Origin of the sequence: Paraburkholderia sp. FT54, assembly GCF_031585635.1 — a bacterium.
Lineage (GTDB): Bacteria > Pseudomonadota > Gammaproteobacteria > Burkholderiales > Burkholderiaceae > Paraburkholderia.
The window spans coordinates 3976958-3995320 of the sequence record NZ_CP134195.1 but is presented as its reverse complement, the minus strand read 5'-3'; the positions used below and the strand labels follow the sequence as shown (position 1 = coordinate 3995320).

At 56.7% G+C, this 18363-nt stretch carries 14 protein-coding genes and 1 riboswitch; of the genes, 11 read left to right on the top strand and 3 right to left on the bottom strand.

Translation table 11 applies throughout. The features are described from left to right. Nucleotides 1–16: 16 nt before the first annotated feature. Nucleotides 17–1087: a 5-methylcytosine-specific restriction endonuclease system specificity protein McrC gene (gene mcrC, locus RI103_RS18315; protein WP_310813315.1), complete on the top strand. Its 1071-nt coding sequence runs from the start codon at nucleotides 17–19 to the stop codon at nucleotides 1085–1087. A 286-nt stretch (nucleotides 1088–1373) separates the two neighbouring features. Here the strand turns inward: mcrC and RI103_RS18310 are convergent, their stop codons facing one another. Next, a complete protein-coding gene (locus RI103_RS18310; protein WP_310813314.1) occupies nucleotides 1374–2144 on the bottom strand; it encodes a hypothetical protein in 771 nt (256 codons plus the stop codon). Between the two features lie 1675 nt (nucleotides 2145–3819). Further along, nucleotides 3820–4839: a hypothetical protein gene (locus RI103_RS18305; protein ID WP_310813313.1), complete on the bottom strand. Its 1020-nt coding sequence runs from the start codon at nucleotides 4837–4839 to the stop codon at nucleotides 3820–3822. Between the two features lie 475 nt (nucleotides 4840–5314). Between RI103_RS18305 and RI103_RS18300 the strand changes: the two genes are divergently transcribed. The 10 genes from RI103_RS18300 (at nucleotide 5315) to RI103_RS18255 (ending at nucleotide 16174) form a co-directional block, all read left to right on the top strand. Next, nucleotides 5315–5641, top strand: coding sequence for a plasmid mobilization protein (locus RI103_RS18300; protein WP_310813312.1), 327 nt, complete (start codon nucleotides 5315–5317; stop codon nucleotides 5639–5641). 2 nt (nucleotides 5642–5643) lie between these two features. Continuing rightward, on the top strand, nucleotides 5644–7761 hold the full coding sequence (gene traI, locus RI103_RS18295; protein WP_310813311.1) for a TraI/MobA(P) family conjugative relaxase: 2118 nt from the start codon (nucleotides 5644–5646) through the stop codon (nucleotides 7759–7761). A 372-nt stretch (nucleotides 7762–8133) separates the two neighbouring features. Then, nucleotides 8134–8439 carry a HigA family addiction module antitoxin gene (locus RI103_RS18290; protein ID WP_310813310.1) on the top strand — a complete coding sequence of 102 codons (306 nt, stop codon included), beginning with the start codon at nucleotides 8134–8136 and terminating at the stop codon, nucleotides 8437–8439. 299 nt (nucleotides 8440–8738) lie between these two features. Next, complete coding sequence (locus RI103_RS18285) at nucleotides 8739–9236, top strand: 3'-5' exoribonuclease (RefSeq protein ID WP_310813309.1); 498 nt, start codon at nucleotides 8739–8741, stop codon at nucleotides 9234–9236. 1443 nt (nucleotides 9237–10679) lie between these two features. After that, a complete protein-coding gene (locus tag RI103_RS18280; protein WP_310813308.1) occupies nucleotides 10680–11159 on the top strand; it encodes a hypothetical protein in 480 nt (159 codons plus the stop codon). Continuing rightward, nucleotides 11156–14269, top strand: coding sequence for an N-6 DNA methylase (locus RI103_RS18275; RefSeq protein WP_310813307.1), 3114 nt, complete (start codon nucleotides 11156–11158; stop codon nucleotides 14267–14269). Before RI103_RS18280 ends, RI103_RS18275 begins: the two co-directional genes overlap by 4 nt. Before the next feature lie 20 nt (nucleotides 14270–14289). Further along, entirely contained in the window at nucleotides 14290–14979 is a 690-nt protein-coding gene (locus RI103_RS18270) for a hypothetical protein (RefSeq protein ID WP_310813306.1), read from the top strand. A gap of 92 nt (nucleotides 14980–15071) precedes the next feature. Then, a riboswitch (SAM-I-IV-variant riboswitch) is annotated at nucleotides 15072–15177 on the top strand. A gap of 28 nt (nucleotides 15178–15205) precedes the next feature. Next, nucleotides 15206–15634 carry a DUF3293 domain-containing protein gene (locus RI103_RS18265; protein WP_310813305.1) on the top strand — a complete coding sequence of 143 codons (429 nt, stop codon included), beginning with the start codon at nucleotides 15206–15208 and terminating at the stop codon, nucleotides 15632–15634. A gap of 38 nt (nucleotides 15635–15672) precedes the next feature. Further along, nucleotides 15673–15957 carry an S-adenosylmethionine synthetase N-terminal domain-containing protein gene (locus RI103_RS18260; protein ID WP_310813304.1) on the top strand — a complete coding sequence of 95 codons (285 nt, stop codon included), beginning with the start codon at nucleotides 15673–15675 and terminating at the stop codon, nucleotides 15955–15957. Then, nucleotides 15842–16174, top strand: coding sequence for a hypothetical protein (locus RI103_RS18255; RefSeq protein WP_310815289.1), 333 nt, complete (start codon nucleotides 15842–15844; stop codon nucleotides 16172–16174). The genes RI103_RS18260 and RI103_RS18255 overlap by 116 nt, the downstream gene beginning before the upstream one ends. A gap of 987 nt (nucleotides 16175–17161) precedes the next feature. Here the strand turns inward: RI103_RS18255 and RI103_RS18250 are convergent. Then, nucleotides 17162–18316, bottom strand: coding sequence for an IS110 family transposase (locus RI103_RS18250; RefSeq protein WP_310812849.1), 1155 nt, complete (start codon nucleotides 18314–18316; stop codon nucleotides 17162–17164). Nucleotides 18317–18363 lie beyond the last annotated feature (47 nt).

The following is an 18363-nucleotide window of genomic DNA, read 5'->3' as shown; positions in this document are numbered from 1 at the left end:
AATCGCGAGCACGGACATGTCGCACCCGATCCCCATTAAGAATCTCTGGTTTCTGCTCTCCTACGCGCATAACCTGGCCGAATTCTCGAGCCAGCTCCCCGTGGCGATAGCCGATGAGGACGATATCCCCGAACTGCTCGGGCGCCTGCTGGTCTGGCTTGTCGAGCGTCGGATTAGACGTAACCTGACACGGGCCTATCAGACCCGTGAGGCACGGCTGACACGAGTACGAGGGCGCATTGATCTCGTCCAAACCCTGTGCTCGGATGAGCTTCGGCAGGGGCGGATTATTTGTCGCTTCGAGGAGCCAACTGCGGACACGCCGAGAAACCAGCTAGTGCGCTATGCGCTCACTCACGTAGCATCGATCGTGGGGGAAACCAAGCTATCCCACCGGTGTCGCCAGTTGGCATTGGAGCTTGGCCGGCACGGGGTCTCATATCGCCGTCCAGCCAGGTCGGAAATGGCCCGAGAGCAGGTCGGGAGAAATGATGCTGACGACCGTGCATTACTGGTCGTCGCAGGCTTGGTGTTGGATCCCCGACTTCCTACCGAAGAGGCGGGCAACTCATATCTCGCCCGCCTTCGCCGGGACGATCGTCTGTTGCCATACATCTTTGAGAAAGCCGTCGCAGGCTTTTATGTCCATCAGCTCCCCGCACGCGAATGGTGGGTCCGGCCTCAGAGGAAGCTGGACTGGCCGGTCCATGCACCAACTTTAGGTTTGCATCGCCTGCTTCCCGGCATGCAAGCTGATCTTGTAATCGATAGCCGGTCGAGCGATCGACGTATTGTGATCGATACCAAGTTCAAGGCGATTCTGCGTTCCAATCAGTTTGGCAGCGAGAAATTTCGTAGCGGTGACATCTATCAGGTCTTTACATACCTGCGAACCCAGACTGGCGTTGGCGACAAGCATGCCGAGCAGGCCGAAGGCACGCTCCTTCACCCATCGGTCGGTAGGCACGTGGACGAATCGTGCACTGTCCAGGGGCACCGCCTGCGATTTACCACGGTTGATCTCGGTGGTGAGATCGCGACGATTTGTGCGACATTGAAGTCGTTGGTAGAGTCTCAGTCAATGTAGGCGGCATGGTGGCGTCGATCAGCGACGCTCATTACGCACGCTCTGAGTGCTTGACGTACGAAAAAGTCCGAATCTTGAAGGCACCCTAGGCTGCGTGCTGCTCTCATCCAGATCGTCGCGCCCGAGTTAGCCTCTCACTGGTGCGGTAGCTTTCTCGAGCCAATCCGCCAACTGCTCGAGCGGTACGCATCGTAAAAGGTGGCACGATGAGGATAGCCTGAGGGCAGTCCGCGTACGGTATCCATTATTGGTTTGTACAGCCTGCGCAGGCTTTAGGGCTCGCCGATTAACCTTGTTCCGCTGCCATGTTCAACAAGGCCTCCCATCGGGCTTCATTGTCAATGAATTGAAGCGGGTTTCGCGCATACTCCGTAACCGAGTGCTTCTGTATACCTACGGACGCGAAGTAAGCTGGCTCGGTTTTGAGTCGATCATACTCAATTGCTTCTAGCTCGTCGCGAACAAGGTCATACGCGCCGTAATTTTTCAATTGAGACGATATCTCTTCAGTTTCCAGACAATAGACGACGCTGCGATATGCGCCGACACCGTCGACGTCGGACACGGCTAGACGGTTTAACGCGCGATGAAGCCGATATAGGGCGATTGCCTCTGTCAAATGTCTCAAACTTGGAGTTCCACCGGATCTCGCTTCACCGAGTAAATCCGTTTCGAAGTCGACGAGCGTCTGACTAAAAGTTTTTACCTTTGCTGATTCGGGGGGAGTAGATTCCCATGTGAACCTGCCGTAGTTCCAATTGCTAAATCCGTGAATGCGGGTGCGACAGAGCTTCCATAGAATATTGGAGTCCCGGGCGTCGCCCCATAATGCCAGCCAGAGATTCGACGGTCCGTCGTGATAATATTTTTCTGCATCTCCAAAAAGCTGACTGAGCATACGTACTGCACCGATCGGGGGCCTCTCTAGTTTTCCGTTGAAGAGGTGGCGCCACTTGTTGGAGGACTGCGTGTCCGACCAACCCAGTCTTTCGGACCGTCTGTTGACCCATGCGCCAAATTGGTTGACATTGGTGCATCCAATGAACTCCATCAACATCTTTAACATCGTTCGTGTGCGAACTTTTGTAAGTTCAGAGGATCTGTGGTCCATTTGACAATGATTTCGTCTTATTGATGTAAAAATATTTTATCCTTAATTTTATAGAAAATGCAATTAAAGGCGGCGACCCACAAATGTTTTCTTCAGTAAGTCGTTTCAGCCTTTTGGATAGCCATCTTCAGTTTTTGACAGGGGGTGAAGCATTCCGATTTTCACTGATGAAAATCGAGCCGTTTGATGGTCGCGGAAGCTTGTAATCGGTATTGGCTGCCTGAGTCGTCAGCTTGATCCCGCGCAGCGTAGGAGGTGGACAGGGTTCTATCATTGCCCGACGTCGATCGATTTCTTTTCACTAGTGAAAATCCGAGGCATCGCGAAGTGGGGCGTAGGCGGAGGGGCTAGTCGGTCCAATCCAGCCGCAGCGCTGTCCACGTGCCACGCCGGACGGCATTGGCCCGGTTGCGCTCGCTGCGAATACCGCATTGCGACCATCCCGGTTCTAAGAGTCGCTAACACAAGTGTCAACGAAGCTTGAACAAATAACGGCAGCAGCAAGGGAGAGAAAACCAACATGAATGTCGAGACCACGCCCACAATTCGTTACTTATTTTTCGTCTAGCCATGTCGCCAGGATATGGCGTCCATGGCTTGATGTCCAGGCGGAGTTAGCGACTCTAGGTCACTCGATTTTCACCAGTGAAAATTAGTGCCCCACGACCTGCGGTGTCGACCGGTTCATTTTCACTGGTGAGAATCCGAGGCATCGTCAGGTGAGACGTTGACGAAACGCTAGTTGGTCCAATCCAGCTGCAGCGCGGTCCACGTGCCACGCCGGGCGGCATTGGCCCGGCTGCGCTGGCTGCGAATGTCGGTTGCGACCTCCCGGTTCTAAGTCACTCGATTTTCGCTGGTGAAAATCCTCATGACCTGCGGTGTCGACCGGTTCATTTTCACTGGTGAAAATCCGAGGCATCGCCAAGTGGGACGTTGGCGAAAGGGCTAGTTGGTCCAATCCAGCTGCAGCGCGGTTCACGTGCCACGCCGGGCGGCATTGACCCGGTTGCGCTGGCTGCGAATACCGCATGCGACCATCCCGGTTATAAGTCACTCGATTTTCACCAGTGAAAATCGGAGCCTCACGACCTGCAGTTTCGACCGCATCATTTTCACTGGTGAAAATCCGAGGCATCCACGACCTGTGCGAGTTGGATCCAACGACAGCTACGAGGGAGCAACGTCAAATAAGAATAGGACGTCTGATGGCTGAGCCCGGACCTTCCCGGCCTAGGCGCTTTTTTCCCACTCACTTCAGACGCCCGACGGCTAGGCATCTAGCGCGCGCCGCCTGACAGGGAGTTGGTACATCCCGCCGCATCTGGCAGGGCCCGATTACTATCGGGGTATCGCCCACGCTTCCGGTGAGTCGCTGGCCGGCCCACAATCCGTCACCTTTGCTTGCCACGGCTGACGTCTCAGCTTGGTCTTGCGTCGTCGTTGTGTCGAGTTCAACAAGCTCGGGATCGGCCGACGGAAGTCTGAAACAGCACCCAGGATCTGGCCTGAAAGCCTCATCTGGCAGGGAATTGGTGCATCCAGCAAGTTCAGGCAGGGCCCGATCACTATCGGGATATCGCCCACGCTTCCGGCGAGTCCCTAGCCGGGCCACAATCTGTCACCTTTGCTTGCCACAGACCTCCCAGCTGATCTTGCGTCGTCGCCCAATGATCGTTGTGTCGAGTTCAACAAAGTCACCGCTTGTTCTGCCCTCAGACGGCGGCACCGCGGGCGTCCATTCCCTCCGGTTCATCATTTCCGTCCCTTTCTCGAGACAGGGCGAACCGGCGGCATTGCGGTATTCCAGCCGTCCGATAAAGAGACGTTGGGCGCGGGTAAGCATCAGGCCGGGAATCGCCGGGTGTTCAAGCAAGGCGTCCGACAGCGCCTCAGGCGGTACGCTATCGCGGGCCTCAATCTGGCTTTCACCCGGGGCTGTGAGGCACTGAGGCGAACCGTGGACGTCTGCCGCACTAAGCGGCTGGAGCGCCTGCCTTGCGGCCGTCGCGGCGCGCGAAGGTGCGTCATGGGCGGCATGGGCGCCGACCGGCGCAACAGCCGGCTGTTGTGGTTTGCCGCGCGCGGGTGCGCTGGCGAGGGATAACTCGGGGCCCATCGAAGGCTCGGACGACAGCGGTGGCGCCGCGGCTTCCCGAATTGCTGGAGCCGCAGCCATCGGGGCCGCGCCTGCAGCGTTATCGCCCGCTGCAAATGCCCTTATCGCAACTGCCGCGCGTGTGCTTCCGTCTGCGCTCACGACGTTCCTGGCAGCCGTTTTCGCTGCACGAAGTTGCGTGCGGTCGACGGCTGCGGGTTTTTCGGCGCTGTTTATGACCTTGCCCAGCTTCCTAAGGTACCGCTCACACTCCTCGCGCATCTCAATCAGGTATTGGCTGTAGTAGGTCCGCAGCGTCGTAAGCGCGATTGGAAAACCCGCCTGGTGGAGGAGCCGATGAATCTGCGGGAAAGACAAGCCCCGTTGCCGCATGACATACAGCTTCGGCATCGTTTCCCTGAATACCGTCCGATAGCTGTATTCCTCAGGTTCAACGACCGTCGCCGCCACTTCAAGGCTTATGCCGATCGCGTGCCTGTCGATCGGGCCGATTTTTCGGGTCGGAGTGCTGGGTGCCGTCATGGTGTTCCTTGGAGTGGATAGTGTCGCACCTAGCTGCTCTTCAAGAGCCTGTGGTGATTGGTGCGTAGCCGGTAAAAGCCGCCTTTGTTTACAGTGAGTAACACGTGCATAAAGTTACGTTTGTTAATTCATTATCTATGCATAAATTGAACGTAATTATTCATCACTTTTTCCGGGTTATGTCGCATTCCCCTGTCTGATTGGACAAAACTGGGTGGGCATACTATAGCGAACTAACCCCTGTCCCGCCTATTTTTAGTTAGAACCCGTCTCCAATCCGACTTCATTTAATCTACAATCGAAAAACTGAAAATCAGGACAGGATGCCGGGCGTGGCCACAAATTTCATTTGCGGCCTCACCGGCCCGATGACTAGATCGCTGCGCGCCCGTCGCCACCGTCCCTCCCGGGGATCCTCAGGGCTGCGCCCCGAGACCCGCACCTGACAAACTAGCGCACATTACGCCGATCACAGATGAAAACGAGGCCGACCTCAATCCTCGCTGCCGACAACGCGACGATTACGAAAAAATTCCGGGTTACACCATTAGATTCAGCAAGAATCGAAAGCCGGGCATCAAAGTCAGGATTAACGTTTTCAGAATATGTTCGCCGCTGCGCGCTCGGGCGTCGTATTGATGTTCAATACGACGCCGATGTCATCCTGGAGCTAACGCGTATTGCCGACAGTGTCGATGCATTGCGAGAGCTGATTCAAGAAAATCCAGGCTCGACGTTGAAAGACGAGGTCTTCAGGGCGTTTGTCAACGAATGCATCGAAACGATGCAGCGGGCGATTTGACAATGATTGTCAAACAGGTCCCGAACCGACATGACGGAAAATCGGATTTCGGAGAACTCGCGCGTTATATCACGGGCGGAATCGGTGTCGACGAACATGCGAAAGCAGTGCGCGAGCGTCCCGGGTTTGGGCCGCTCACGGAATACGTTGCACAGGCGCACGGTAAGGCAGGGCAGGACAAATGCGTGGCCGTATCGTTACACCGGATCCGTTCGGTCGCCACCGCCGCCGCGCAGTTTCACAGCGTCGCGATGCGCAATCCCAATGTCGAAAACCCGGTGGTACACCTCATCGTGAGCTGGCCAGAACATGAACGGCCGTCCTACGACGCGATCTTTGCGGCAGGCCGCGATGTGCTGAAAGCGCTGAACCTGCATGATCACCAGTCGCTGATGGCGATCCACAACGACACCGACAATCTTCACTGCCATATCGAGGTCAGCCGCGTTCATCCCGACACCTATAAATCGCAGCATCTGCCATGGATGCACCGGACCCTGCACCGGGCCGCGCGCGAGATCGAGATCAGGAACGGGTGGTTCCATGATGACGGCCTGTTTGTCGTGCAGACCCTGCCTGATGGACGAAAAGCAGTGGTTCCCAATACTTCCTATCGGGACGCGCCGGACATCGACCGTTCGCTTCGCGGAGAGAAGGCGCAGCGTATGGGCGCATGGTCGGACAAGCCCAGCCTGGTTCAATATTGCCGGGAGATGGTCAAGGATGAGATGGCGCGCCTGCTGGATTCTGCAGCGGGATGGGACGCCGCGCATCAGCTGCTCGGGGAACACGGCATGCGCATACACAAAATCGGCGCCGGAGCCTTCCAGCTTGAGGCTATCAACGAAGCCGGCAGTGCGATCCGTCTGCCCATCAGCCTGGCGTTGCGGGGCGTCAAACTGGGGGAGGCCGAGCGTGTGATGGGCCCATTTACGCCAAACCGCACAGCGGTCACGGCGGTCGTGAAATCATCAATGTCTGATCGACGCCAGGAAGGCAGTGCCCCGCCGAGACGTGATCCGTTCAGACGCGAGGCGAGGCGGCTGGAGCGGGCCGCGGAACGCTCAACGCTGATCGGGCGTTATCGGGCGGCGGAGGAGGCAGCAAAGTCCGCCCGGTCCGCCACCGGCGAGCAGTTAGCGGAGGTGGCTGCACGGTGCCAGGCGAAGATTGATGCGCAGCGTATGCAAACGGCTGCTGCAAAAGAAGCGCTGTTCCAGGACGAGCCGGACTCGCACGAACGGAAACTCCGCCGCAGGGATTTGACCATTGAGGCCCGTTTAGACCGATTAATTGTCAAGGCGGAGGCTAAGGCACGATGCGAGTCCATACGCGCATCACGTCCGGCTCCGCTTGCGTGGAGAACGTGGCTTGAGGCTGAAGCACAAGCGGGCGATCCCGCCGCGCTCAAAGCGCTGCGGGGCCTTGTTTATGACGCGGGACGCAAGGGCCGCAAACAGGCGCGGGCCGGTTCGTGCGTGGACCGGAACGCCGTCACTTCCTTGCAGGGCGAGGACGGCGCTGATGCGGTGCTGGCGGGTTTGCTTGCGCACGAAAAGGAAGAAGCGTCGATCCGGTCGGCTCAATTTGAACGCGCACGCGTAGAGCAAGCCGATGCGCTGCTGAACCGGATCCGTGGGTTGACGTGGCGGGTGACGAATAACGGCAATGTCGAATATCGCCGCGCCACGGGTGAGCCTGTATTTGTCGATAAAGGCACCAGGTTAACGTTCGATCGCCAGGCAGTCACCGACCAGGATCTGGCGTTGACGATGCTGCATGCGCGCGAGAAGTGGGGAAACACGATTGTGTTGACGGGGGGCGATGCAATTTTCGTGGAGCGCATGGTCAAGGCGGCCGTCAGTGCTGGCATGACCGTCCGGAACCCTGAGCTGCAGCCGGTGCAGGCCCGATACATCGCCCTGCAGGCGCGAAACGGAAAAAAGCATGTCATGCCGAACGCAGTATCTGGGCGTTCCGGAGTGGTCGGGTTCGCACCGGCCGACCTGCAAACCCTGGTCGTGGCCCCGGGATCTGCACCCGTCGAAACTGGCTCGGCGGCATTGTCCGGAGCGACACCTATCAAAACTGTCCAAAAGGGAAGAGGGCGTCGAGGGTAATCATCGGATATAGCCGGTGGAGCCCTTGCAGGTTTGTCAGAGGTGGGGGTCACGAAAAGCGCGCAAGCCGTTTCTGGCACCATCAATCAACAGCTTGTCGAGCTTCTGCGACTTTGAGTTGCGTATGAGACTGCTCAGAGAGGTGCGGCTGGAAATGTCGGAAAAGTCTTTTAGGTCAGGCCACGTGCCGTGCACGATCCGGATCGCCTTTTCAGATGGCCGCTGAAGTATTGGAATTCAGGTCGTTGACCCCTTTTCCAAGTTGCTCGAATGATGCGTCTAAACCTGGAAGTGTGCATCATCCGCCACGCACGAGTAAGTAAGTGTCGCTTGTCACTTGCCAAAAACCACGATTGACATTATCGTTTGCTGATGGCCGATCCCGATTTTTCTCATCCTGGCGAACTGGTTCGCCAGCAGTGTCTGCACCGCTTCGAGCTGAGCGTTACCGATGGCGCACGCGTGTTGGGTGTCAGCCGGCAGGCGCTAACGAACTTGATCACCGGCAAGGCTGGTATTTCACCGGAAATGGCACTACGGCTCGATCTAGCATTCGGTGGCGGTGCAGAAACTTGGCTTCAGCGGCAACTGCTGCATGACCTTGCGCAGGCGCGCAGACGGCTCGCCGAACTGAATGTCGTGCCGGTTGCGTCGGAGCGGCAACCGGCACTTTTCTAGCCCTCCTTTCTCAAAGAGAAGGAGTTGATTTTTGGCCTAAAAAACTTAGGAGTTCTATATGGCATTGCCACCTAGACTGACCGATGACCACGTGAATGGGCTGTTTGATGCAGCCCGGAAACCGGGAGACGTAGTGATGCCCTGCGAGCAGTGCGGGGCGATGCCGGCAATCAGGGTGAACCTGACCGGCGAGGTCAAACGGCTTTGCGCGGAGTGTAACCGACGCTACTATGCGAGCAACTGGGAGATCTGGGCGAGCTGAAGGGCACCTGCATACTGAACGCACATGGACAAAATCGATGACCGTACCGGCAATGGTTAGGAACAGAGGACCACGTAGTCCGTGGAAAACCCGCTACTTCCTTGATACCGAGTTCACGGATTTCAATGCCTTCCAACTTATCAGCGTGGCGATTGTGGGCGAGGACGGGCGCGAGTTCTACGGCGAATCCCTGGACTTTGACCGCCCGCTATGCAGTGCCTTTGTACGTGAGGTCGTGCTGCCCCAGCTCGGCCAGTTTCCGGGTCGAGCGATGCCGTCCGCACAACTGCGCGACGAACTGCAGGCGTGGCTGCTGGCCGTGCCAGTCAAGCCCAAGCCTGTGCTGTGCTACGACTTTCAAGGCGACTTCGAGCTTCTCGGCCATCTGCTTGACGGGCCGCTGCCGCGCGGATGGAAGAATGAAAACGTGGCGCAGAGGATCGACGCCCAACGTCTCACCGAGTACATCGTAGAGTACGGCGGAGAACACCATGCGCTGCATGACGCCCGCGCAAATGCGTTCGCTTTTCGATAGCCCTGCGGCTGTTTCTTGATGCCGGATACATCGCCGTCGGCAGGCGCAACACAGGCTTATCAGGCTCGCGCTCGTGGGATAGAGGGTCGGCGGGAGTCGCACACGGAACGGCTTTCGCCACTTTTCCGGTACGCCTCCGTCGTGTGGCGAACGCGCGCAGGGGTCTCAGGGCTTGGCCCTGAGTCATCCCGTTATGTATGTATGGGCGAACTTCAGTTTGTACGTACACAATGCGCCCTGTCCACGACTTTTCCCGGCTGCAATGCGCATGGCTTGCAGAAGAATTGAAGACGGTTCCAAGAGCTATTGATGCGTGGTACCGACGAAAAGGAGGCGACCGGCGGCGTTCCCGGAGACGAGTGGAAGGGCTTCTATGGCGTACGGCTCCGCGGCTAGCCATATTGGCCGAACGCGGTGGCACCGCACTCGGGACGTACGGTGTGCAAATTCCCGGCCGCGTTGTGGTGATGTCATGATTTGAGGAAAGATCAATAATTGAGGGGATCGCTCGTTTGGAGAGCGCTGCGTCTCAACACGGAGGCAAGGGGTTCAGCTTCCCTTCCTCCAAGTAACTGGGCCGTGCGCGCGAAAGTCCCATGATGAATTCCGAACTGGCCGCCGAATTGGCTGACGAGGCACAGCTGAGAGCGCGATACGCGAATTGCGCAAGCTGCGAAAAGAAAGTGAGCCCCTTAACCGTGCATGGTCCGATACGCGGATTGCCAGGCAGAGGTACGAACGGGAATGCGCGTTCGCGGTCAAGCAACTACAGGAACGGGAGGCCCGCATTATGGATGCGCTACAGCCCTATCTTGCTAAGATCGAAGCACTAGAGAAACAGGTGAGGCGGTTGGATCGCAAGCTACGGAAAGCGCAACCCGGCTCGAAGAGTTGGCTGGGATAAGCGTCTCCGGCGCGCGCGTCATGCGAGAGGCATAAATCGACCTTGTTGCTGCTATTCAAGCAGCATCGCAACGGACCGCGGGACGTTTTTTTCGCCATGCGCTCGTCGCATACGAGTACTGCCCTGCTGCACATCAAGCTTGTTGTTGGGGTTTGAGGTGCAGTGGAACGGAAAACCGGGTTAAGAATGGGCGCTCGCCGTGTGATGCGAGAATTCAGGTCCCTCGGGATGGGGTTTGCTCGGACGTCGAATGGCGCTGATCGACCCGAAGCAGTCTACCAATCACAGAAGATCGAGCGGCCGGTTTGTGATATTCACCGGCCGCACGGGCTGCAAACCCTTGACGACCTGGCCGTCGCTACTGACCCACGACCGTGACGGAGATCGGGTAACGACCCGTTGCGAAAGGCGAGCTCGCTAGACGCCACCGCACACCGCCCGGCAAGTCAACGCGTTGATTTCACCTAGCGACGCATATCTGATTCAAAATTGGGTCAGTTATGATTGTGAACTCGCGTCTTCCGTGTCAAACTTCTAGAGTGAGCACAATTAAAATTACCGCATCGGACGTGCGCGAATGCGTAGGGGTGACACGCTCCGACCTGCAACGATGGCTAAGTACGCTCCCTCCCTTTGCAACGGACGGAACGGAGGCTCGTCATGCGCGGCAGTTTCAGACGACAGACTTGATCTTTTTACTTCTCATAAAAGCCCTCGTGAAAGACATCGGTCTGAAGCTAGACGTGGTTGCCTCTTTTTCGAATCAGCTTCACGAGCAAGTGAGTTCGACCAGTTTCGTCGAACGCCGGGAGAGTGCCGAAATCTGCCTGAGCATGATCGAGCCTGGCATGTGGCGACTGACGTCGCCCAGCTCCGAAATCCTTTCCTTGACCTTGCGCCTGCAGCCAGCGCGAGAAATCGTCTACCGCTTTTTAGGTGTGGAAGCTCAAAGCGCACAAAGAGATCTTCCGCTTGGTTTCGTGGTCGTTGGCAACCGACGCGCGGGCGGGGACCAATGATGACAGGCACGATCGAGTTCCTAGAACACCACGGTATCCCAGAGGCGTCTTACATTCTCTTGGATGCGGATCCAAGCCCACGTAATTTGCGCTACCGGGACCTTTTGCGCGCACCCGGTGCTCGGTCGCACCATGGCGCTTCGGCAGAGGAGTTATTCCCGGACGCTGTTGTCGAATCCGCCGGACAACCGGTGTTGTATATCGTGCGGCAGGACCGGTTGGGAGATAGCGCCTCCGCTGATCAACGTTTGGCCGACTTGCTGCGCACACTCGCATGCCGCGCCGACGCTCGTTTTCTCGCCGTTGCGAGGCCGGGGCGTATTTCCATCTATCCCATCGAAATTTCGATCGGCGTCCCCAAAGAGTTCAAATCGCTCGACGACACCGCTCCAAGCTTCGTGCTTCGCGATTTTCTGAGTGGAGCGGATTGGGATACACGCGCCGCAAACAAACGCGCGCGTGCAGGTAAGCAGTGGCTTGACCAGTTTTTGCTGCAGCTCTTGTATAGCGCCGCTGAGGACTTGCGCGACGGAATTCCTACCTCGTTGCTGGATGAGGAAAGCATCCTCTCCCTAGTCGGGCGAGCGCTCTTTTCGCGTTTCCTTGCAGACCGCGGCATTGTCACGGACACCGACGCAAACACTATCGCGCCGGGTGCAACTTCCATAGAGAGTCTTTATGAAACACCTGAACGGGTAGTCAGCACCTTCAAGTGGCTCGATACAACGTTCAACGGAGACCTGCTTCATCTGGTCGACGACAAGAACTACGCACGCCTATTTGACTCGTTGGGCGAGCGGGCGCATCAAGTTTGCAAAATCCTGACCGACATTCAGTACCGCGCGGTTCGCGGTCAATTGGAGTTAGGTTGGCGCGGCTTGCGGTTCAAACACATACCTGTCGATGTGCTGAGCCAAGTGTATGAAAACTTCTCGCACAAATACCGCCCGGACGAATCGGATGCCGACAGCATTCATTACACGCCTCGATATCTGGCCGAAATATTGGTCGATGGCGCTTTTTCGGCGTTGCCGGAAAGCAAGCGCCAAGCGGCGCACGTCTTGGATCCAGCCGTTGGGGCGGGTGTTTTCCTCGTGCTGGCTCTGCGGCGTCTGGTACGCGAACTGTGGCTAGCGACGGGTCACCAGCCAGGACGAACAGAGATCCGCAAGATCCTTACGGACCAACTATGCGGATTCGATATCAACGCTGGCGCGCTAAAGATCACGGCGCTAAGTCTCTATCTTGCCGCTATTGAACTGGACCCTTCACCTCAACCGCTTGACGAACTTCGCTTCGAAAAGCTGTTCGGTAAGGTCCTTCATTGTGTCGATAAATCGATCTTCGAGAATGACACCGACGGACATCTCGGAAGTCTGGCGTCTGCACTACCTGCAAAATTGGCAGGGAAGAAGGAAATTCTTGGCTCTTTCGATATCGTTATCGGGAATCCACCTTGGACGTCGATAGGCAAAGCAGCTGGCCGTCCTTTAGAAAAAATCGTTCGAGATATTGTTCGTGAAAAAGGCTTAGATCCCGGAAAGAAATCGGAGAAACTGGTTCGCTATCAGGTACCGGACCAGCCGTTTCTCTGGCGAGCCATGCAGTGGGCGAAGCCGGCTGGTTCCATCGGGTTCCTGCTAGATGGCGCCTTGCTGTTCCAGCCGGAAAGTCAGCGCCTGCGAAGTTTGCTGTTCAAGGCGGTCAGAGTCACGGGCGTTTTAAATGGCGCGGCACTTCGTCAAACGAGCGTCTGGCCTAGTGTGGCAGCTCAATTCTGTCTGTTGGTGGCCCGCAATGAAGCTCCATTGCCGAACGATGCATTTTATTACCTTAGTCCGACACGCGAAGCGGAGCTAAACGAGCACGGAACCTTTCGGATGGACCCGCACGCCGCTGTGCCTGTCCCGGTCGATATGGTTAACTCGCTCACTTCGGTGTTTAAAACCTTGTTTCGTGGAACGTCACTCGATGTCGAGTTTATTCGACGCACTGAGCTGCAGCCCAGGGTGACGCTTCGGCAATTTCTGTCCGACCTCGGGCTAGAAATGAACGTAGGCTACATCAAAGGTAAGATCAAAGAACGCACCCGAGACGCATCGTTTATGCGCGGTCTTCGAGAACTCACGGGACGTAGCAATGCGCGATACATAGTCGATCACAAGAAGCTTACTAACTGGAACTTCGAGCCACCAAAGCTCCAGTGGCCGCGCAGCGCGGAGGCTTATCGCGCACCGCTGCTATTATTTCGGAAGGCCGCCAAGCTAGAGGTCTCCAGTCGGGGCGCGCTCATCAGCTATGACGACGTTGCATTCTCAGAATCATTTTATGGCATTTCCCTCGCGAACTGTCCTGACGGCGAGTCCATCGCTGAGTATTTACTTGTCCTTTCATACAGCTCCTTCTTTGTGTACTACCCGTTGCTTACCAGCAGCAAACTTGGTGTTGAACGCGAGACGTATCACAAGGAAGACTATGAAAACTGCCCGGTCGTCGCTTGGAGCGATTTATCCGTAGAACAACGGCGCAAAGCGCACAGCCTGTCGAAGGAAATCGTACAAGGAGCGATGCCTTGGCAAGCCATCGATGACTTCGTCGCCGAGGTGTACGGCTTCACCAAGGCTGACCGACAGCTGATCGACGATGCCCTGCGGTTTGAACTACCGCACCGGGCAACGCATACGTACGCGTGCTCCAAGCCGGTTGATCCCGACATCAATCAATATCTTGCGGTGCTAGAACGGATGCTCAAACCATACGGGCGTGATCGCGGCAAGAATATAGTTACCTCTCGGGCAGTTGAATTCGATTCCGAGTCCTGGCGCTTCTTTCGTATCGCGCTCGCCCCATCACCTGGCGCGCACTGCGATGAGACAACTGTCGCGTCGAGTAACGAGGCAACGGATGACGGCCTCGCCAATTCCGCTCAAGCATTTTCGGCAATCGTCGATCTAATTAGTGAGCCGTTTTGGTCGTCGCAGGTGAGGCTTCGACTGGGCCCCGACACGTGGTTGATCGGACAACTCGCGCAGCGTCGTTATTGGAGCAAAACGAAGGCGCGAATGTTGGCGCTCGAATGGATAGACAGTGGTTTGGCCGATATTGCCTAAAACGAACTCCGCACTCACCAATGGCCAATTTTAGAAATCTAGGGGAAAGCCCGCCCGTCGACGATGCACCGTTCCCAAGCTGGGCCGACGAAACAATCCGGATTGTGGAAGAAGCCATTCGTAGTGCGTGGAAAAGCGTGCTCTCAGATGGAAGCATTGATGTCAAAACTGAGAATGAGGTGGCAATCACCGATGCTCTGCAACAGCATCTTGTGCGGCTCTTGAATCTCGAGACGGTGGAAGGCTTCAATAGTGACGTATTCCCCCCACCAACTCGAGATTCCTCCGTTAGCGATTTCAGCGGGAAATACTTGGAAAAAAGGCCTGATCTTACGTTCTATTGTCAGCACGTTCGGCCCGTATCCATTCATCGGGCGTTCTTTTTTGAATGCAAGCCGATAGGAAATATTGGCATATATTTGGGAACGAATGGCCTAGAGCGCTTTCTCGATGGTCGTTACGCATGGGCAATGCCTCACGCCGGCATGATTGGGTACGTACAGAAACGTCGCAAGCCGAAGGATGCAGAGTCGCTACTCAATAGCAATCTCAATAAAGACTCGAGCGTTTTTACCAACCTTATCGTCAACGGTAGTCTTGCCAAAGATCCGGTTGTCATCACCGAACACCCTCGCCACTTTCAGCTCAGAAACGGGCGTACTCCCGGAAGCATTCAGATTCGTCATCTGTGGCTCGATTCCGACGAGTGAATGGATCGGATGCCGCTCTAGCTAGTTGGGTACTGCCAAGAATTGACCGCTCCGGTCCCGCTTGACAAACGCGGCCTGCACGTGTTCCAATCCGTGCACATTTTGAATTGGGTCGACGCCCAAGCCAACCTGCCTTCCCGGGCAAGGTGGATCGCGAAAGCGGATGCGGCTCCTGAGCGAGCAACCAAACGGGTAACGCGTCGACCCTCCTTGAACGGAGGGTTTTTTGTTTTCTGACTCAGACATTCCTCGCGAAACGATCCACGCCTATCTGGAAACGGACTACCGTGTTCACGGCGACACGCCCGCGACATTGAAGATCGGCGAAACCAATCCCACGCTGGCCACGCTGCATCAAGTTCACGGCAGCGCATGCAGTGCATTCATCACCGCCTGCAATCCGTTCAGTCAGAACGCTAGTGACGAGTTCAATGCGGTCAGGCAACAGGCACTAGCGGACGAGCTGAAGCAGCTTGGCCTCACCTTTTTCGACGGCATCGGTCAGCATCCATCAAACAATTGGCCTGGCGAAGCAAGTTTCCTCGTGCTGGGACTCTCACTTGAAGCCGCAAAGGCGCTCGGTACGCGGTACGGTCAGAACGCAATTGTCTGGTCCGACGCGGACGCTACGCCGGAACTTGTCCTGTTGCGATGAGTCGTCGTTGATTTGATTCGGCTGGTTCGCCGCCCTATATGGGAAAGAACCGGGGGAATTTGATCCGGATTGCCGTCCCCGACGATTTGTCGAACGCGGCTAAACAGGAGATGACGATGTCAATTAAGAATGGGCTTTTTTCTTCGGAATCCGTTTCCGAGGGCCATCCCGATAAGCTCGCCGACGCGATTTCCGATCGCATTCTCGATGCGTTCCTCGCAAGAGATCCGCACGCACGCGTTGCCTGCGAAACTCTTCTCGCGGATCAGTGTCGCGGGAGAATTCAAGACGAGACGCATCGAAGAATTTCATGCTGTGCGTGAATCCGCGGCGTCCCTCGCGCGCCAGGTACTTCGCGAAACCGGCTACAGCAATGCCGATACTGGTATCGCGCCCGATCAATGCGAGGTCCAGATCCGTTTCAACGGCCAATCGCAGGATATCAACCAGGGCGTCGATCGTGCAGATGGCGTTCTGGGTGACCAAATCGCTGGAGCAGATCAATCAGGAACTGGAGCAAACGCCCCAGCCGCAACTTGACGAAGCATCAGACTATATCGCCGAGGAAAATCTGAGTAGAAGTCGGCAACGTTAAGCGGATACTCAATCGAATGGATTCGGTTTACGTTATCTCGACGGGTACTTCAATGAGAACCACGGCACACCCGGACCACGGGAAATTTGTGCAGAAAACGGTGGTTTTCGTTACACTTCAGCCGGGATGCCAAAAGTCAACAAGAATGCAACTGTTCCCGCCAAAATTCCCGTCAATTTCCGGATGTCTGGCAACCGTACATAAATCAACGCACCCGGTAATTTACAGAAAGTCAAATAAGCCGAAAGCATGGCGGAAAATCAGGCAATGTCGCAATCGGAACCGGGCGCTGACGCGCCAAAACTCGAATTGGTGGCCGATGACGAGGCGAGCATTTGCCCTGACAACTATCGTGGCTACATCACTTGGCTCGCTCACCGAAAGATTAGGGGCTTCTGCGGAACGATCGATGAGAAGGGTGTTTACCTGTCAAAGGTGTATCAGGGGCGATTCCGTCACGATCGGCGCACGCAAGTGTCGTCAAGCGGCAGCACCGTGACACAGAGTCGTTGGTCCGTTGCTGCTGTTCCGAACTCAGAACGAGTTGCCGCCCTCAGTGCTCGGGATAAAGTTGCTCCGCCACGACGGACATCCCATTGCGAACGAGGGTCGGCTTCTATGAGCAGTGAGTTGTCAAGTGCTGGTCAGCTTTGTGTTGATGTTCAGATCATAAGGGGCTCCTCGAGTATGGGCTGGCACGATCCATATTCGTAATGTCGGGTTAGAGCCGTCTCCTGCGCACGTGAGATCCAACGTCTCACCAACTTCTATCCGCCGGTGTTGTACCGGCCACATCCCTTATGCGCGTTGCGCCGGACAGTGCGATCCGGGAGATGCGCCCCATCTAAGGATCAGTTGCGTTGAGCAACCCGCCGACCCTACGGGCACATCACACTCTAACCTTCAGAACGTCGAGCTATCTGGGCGTGGTTTCATGCCGGCTTGAACTGGGCGCCGTCGGGAATGATTCCGTCTTTCAGGAAACGCCACAATGCAATCGCGAGGCGCCGGGCGACCGCAACGATCGCGATGCGACGCGCGCGGCGATTCGGGCCGGTGCCTCGCGTGCGCTCGTCGAACCACCGCGCCAGCGCACTGTCGGGCTGGTATCGCAGCCAGCACCAGGCCATCTCGACAAGCTGGCTTCGTACGCGTCGGTTTCCCTGTTTGCTGATGCCTTGATCGACACGGCTTTGACCGCTGTCGTATGGCTGCGGCACGAGTCCCACGCATGCACCAAGCTGGCGACGGTTGTTGAACTGGCGCCAAAACAGTTCAAGCACGAGGCGTGTTGCTCCAATGTTGCCGACACCCTTGAGCCGACTGAGGTAAGTGATCCGCTCACGCACGGGGGCAGGCAGACGTTCCTGGAGCGTGCGCTCAATCGCAGCGAGTTGCTGTTCCGCGAGCTCGAGGCGCGCGCATTCGCGCACTAGCCGTTCGCGCAACTCGTCCGGCAGTGGTGTGCCGTCGTAACAGGCGAGCTCACCGCGTCTAAGTAGTCCGGCGAACGAGCGGTGGTTGACGTTATCCCAGCAACCGAGCGTGACGAGCAGTTTGCGCATGCGGTTGCGGTGTTGCAACACTTCTTTCTGCAACTGTCCGCGATCGCGAATCAGATGACGCGAGGCTTCATCCTGGACAGAGGGCACACGCACCACGCGCATGCGGTCGCGCTCGCCATGAAGCCATGCCCGCAGGTTGGTGACGAGTCTAATGACATCTAGCCGGTCCGTCTTTGCGCGCCGTTTGTGGCGCTCCACAGGAATGCTCGCGGCATCGACCATATAACAATCGATGCCGCGAGAGCACAGCGCGCGATGGATCCAGAATCCGTCCTGCCCGGCTTCATAGCTGACGACTACGCGTACCTGCGAGGGCAGCGACCACTTATGCTTTTGCTGCGCGATCAGATCGAGAACGGCCTGGAGTCGCACGTTTGGCTGCGGTGCGCTGACCGTGTGGACCGCCGGCTGCTCTCTAAGTCCGTCGTGAAGCGCGACCTTCCACTTGGCGGCGGACAGTTCGAGCGACACGGCGAGAATAGCTTCGCCAGCGTCGGATCCAGTAACGTGATTTTTGTCCATAATGCCCTCCATTGAGCAAGCCTTGACCCGTCAATCTTACGACTCGG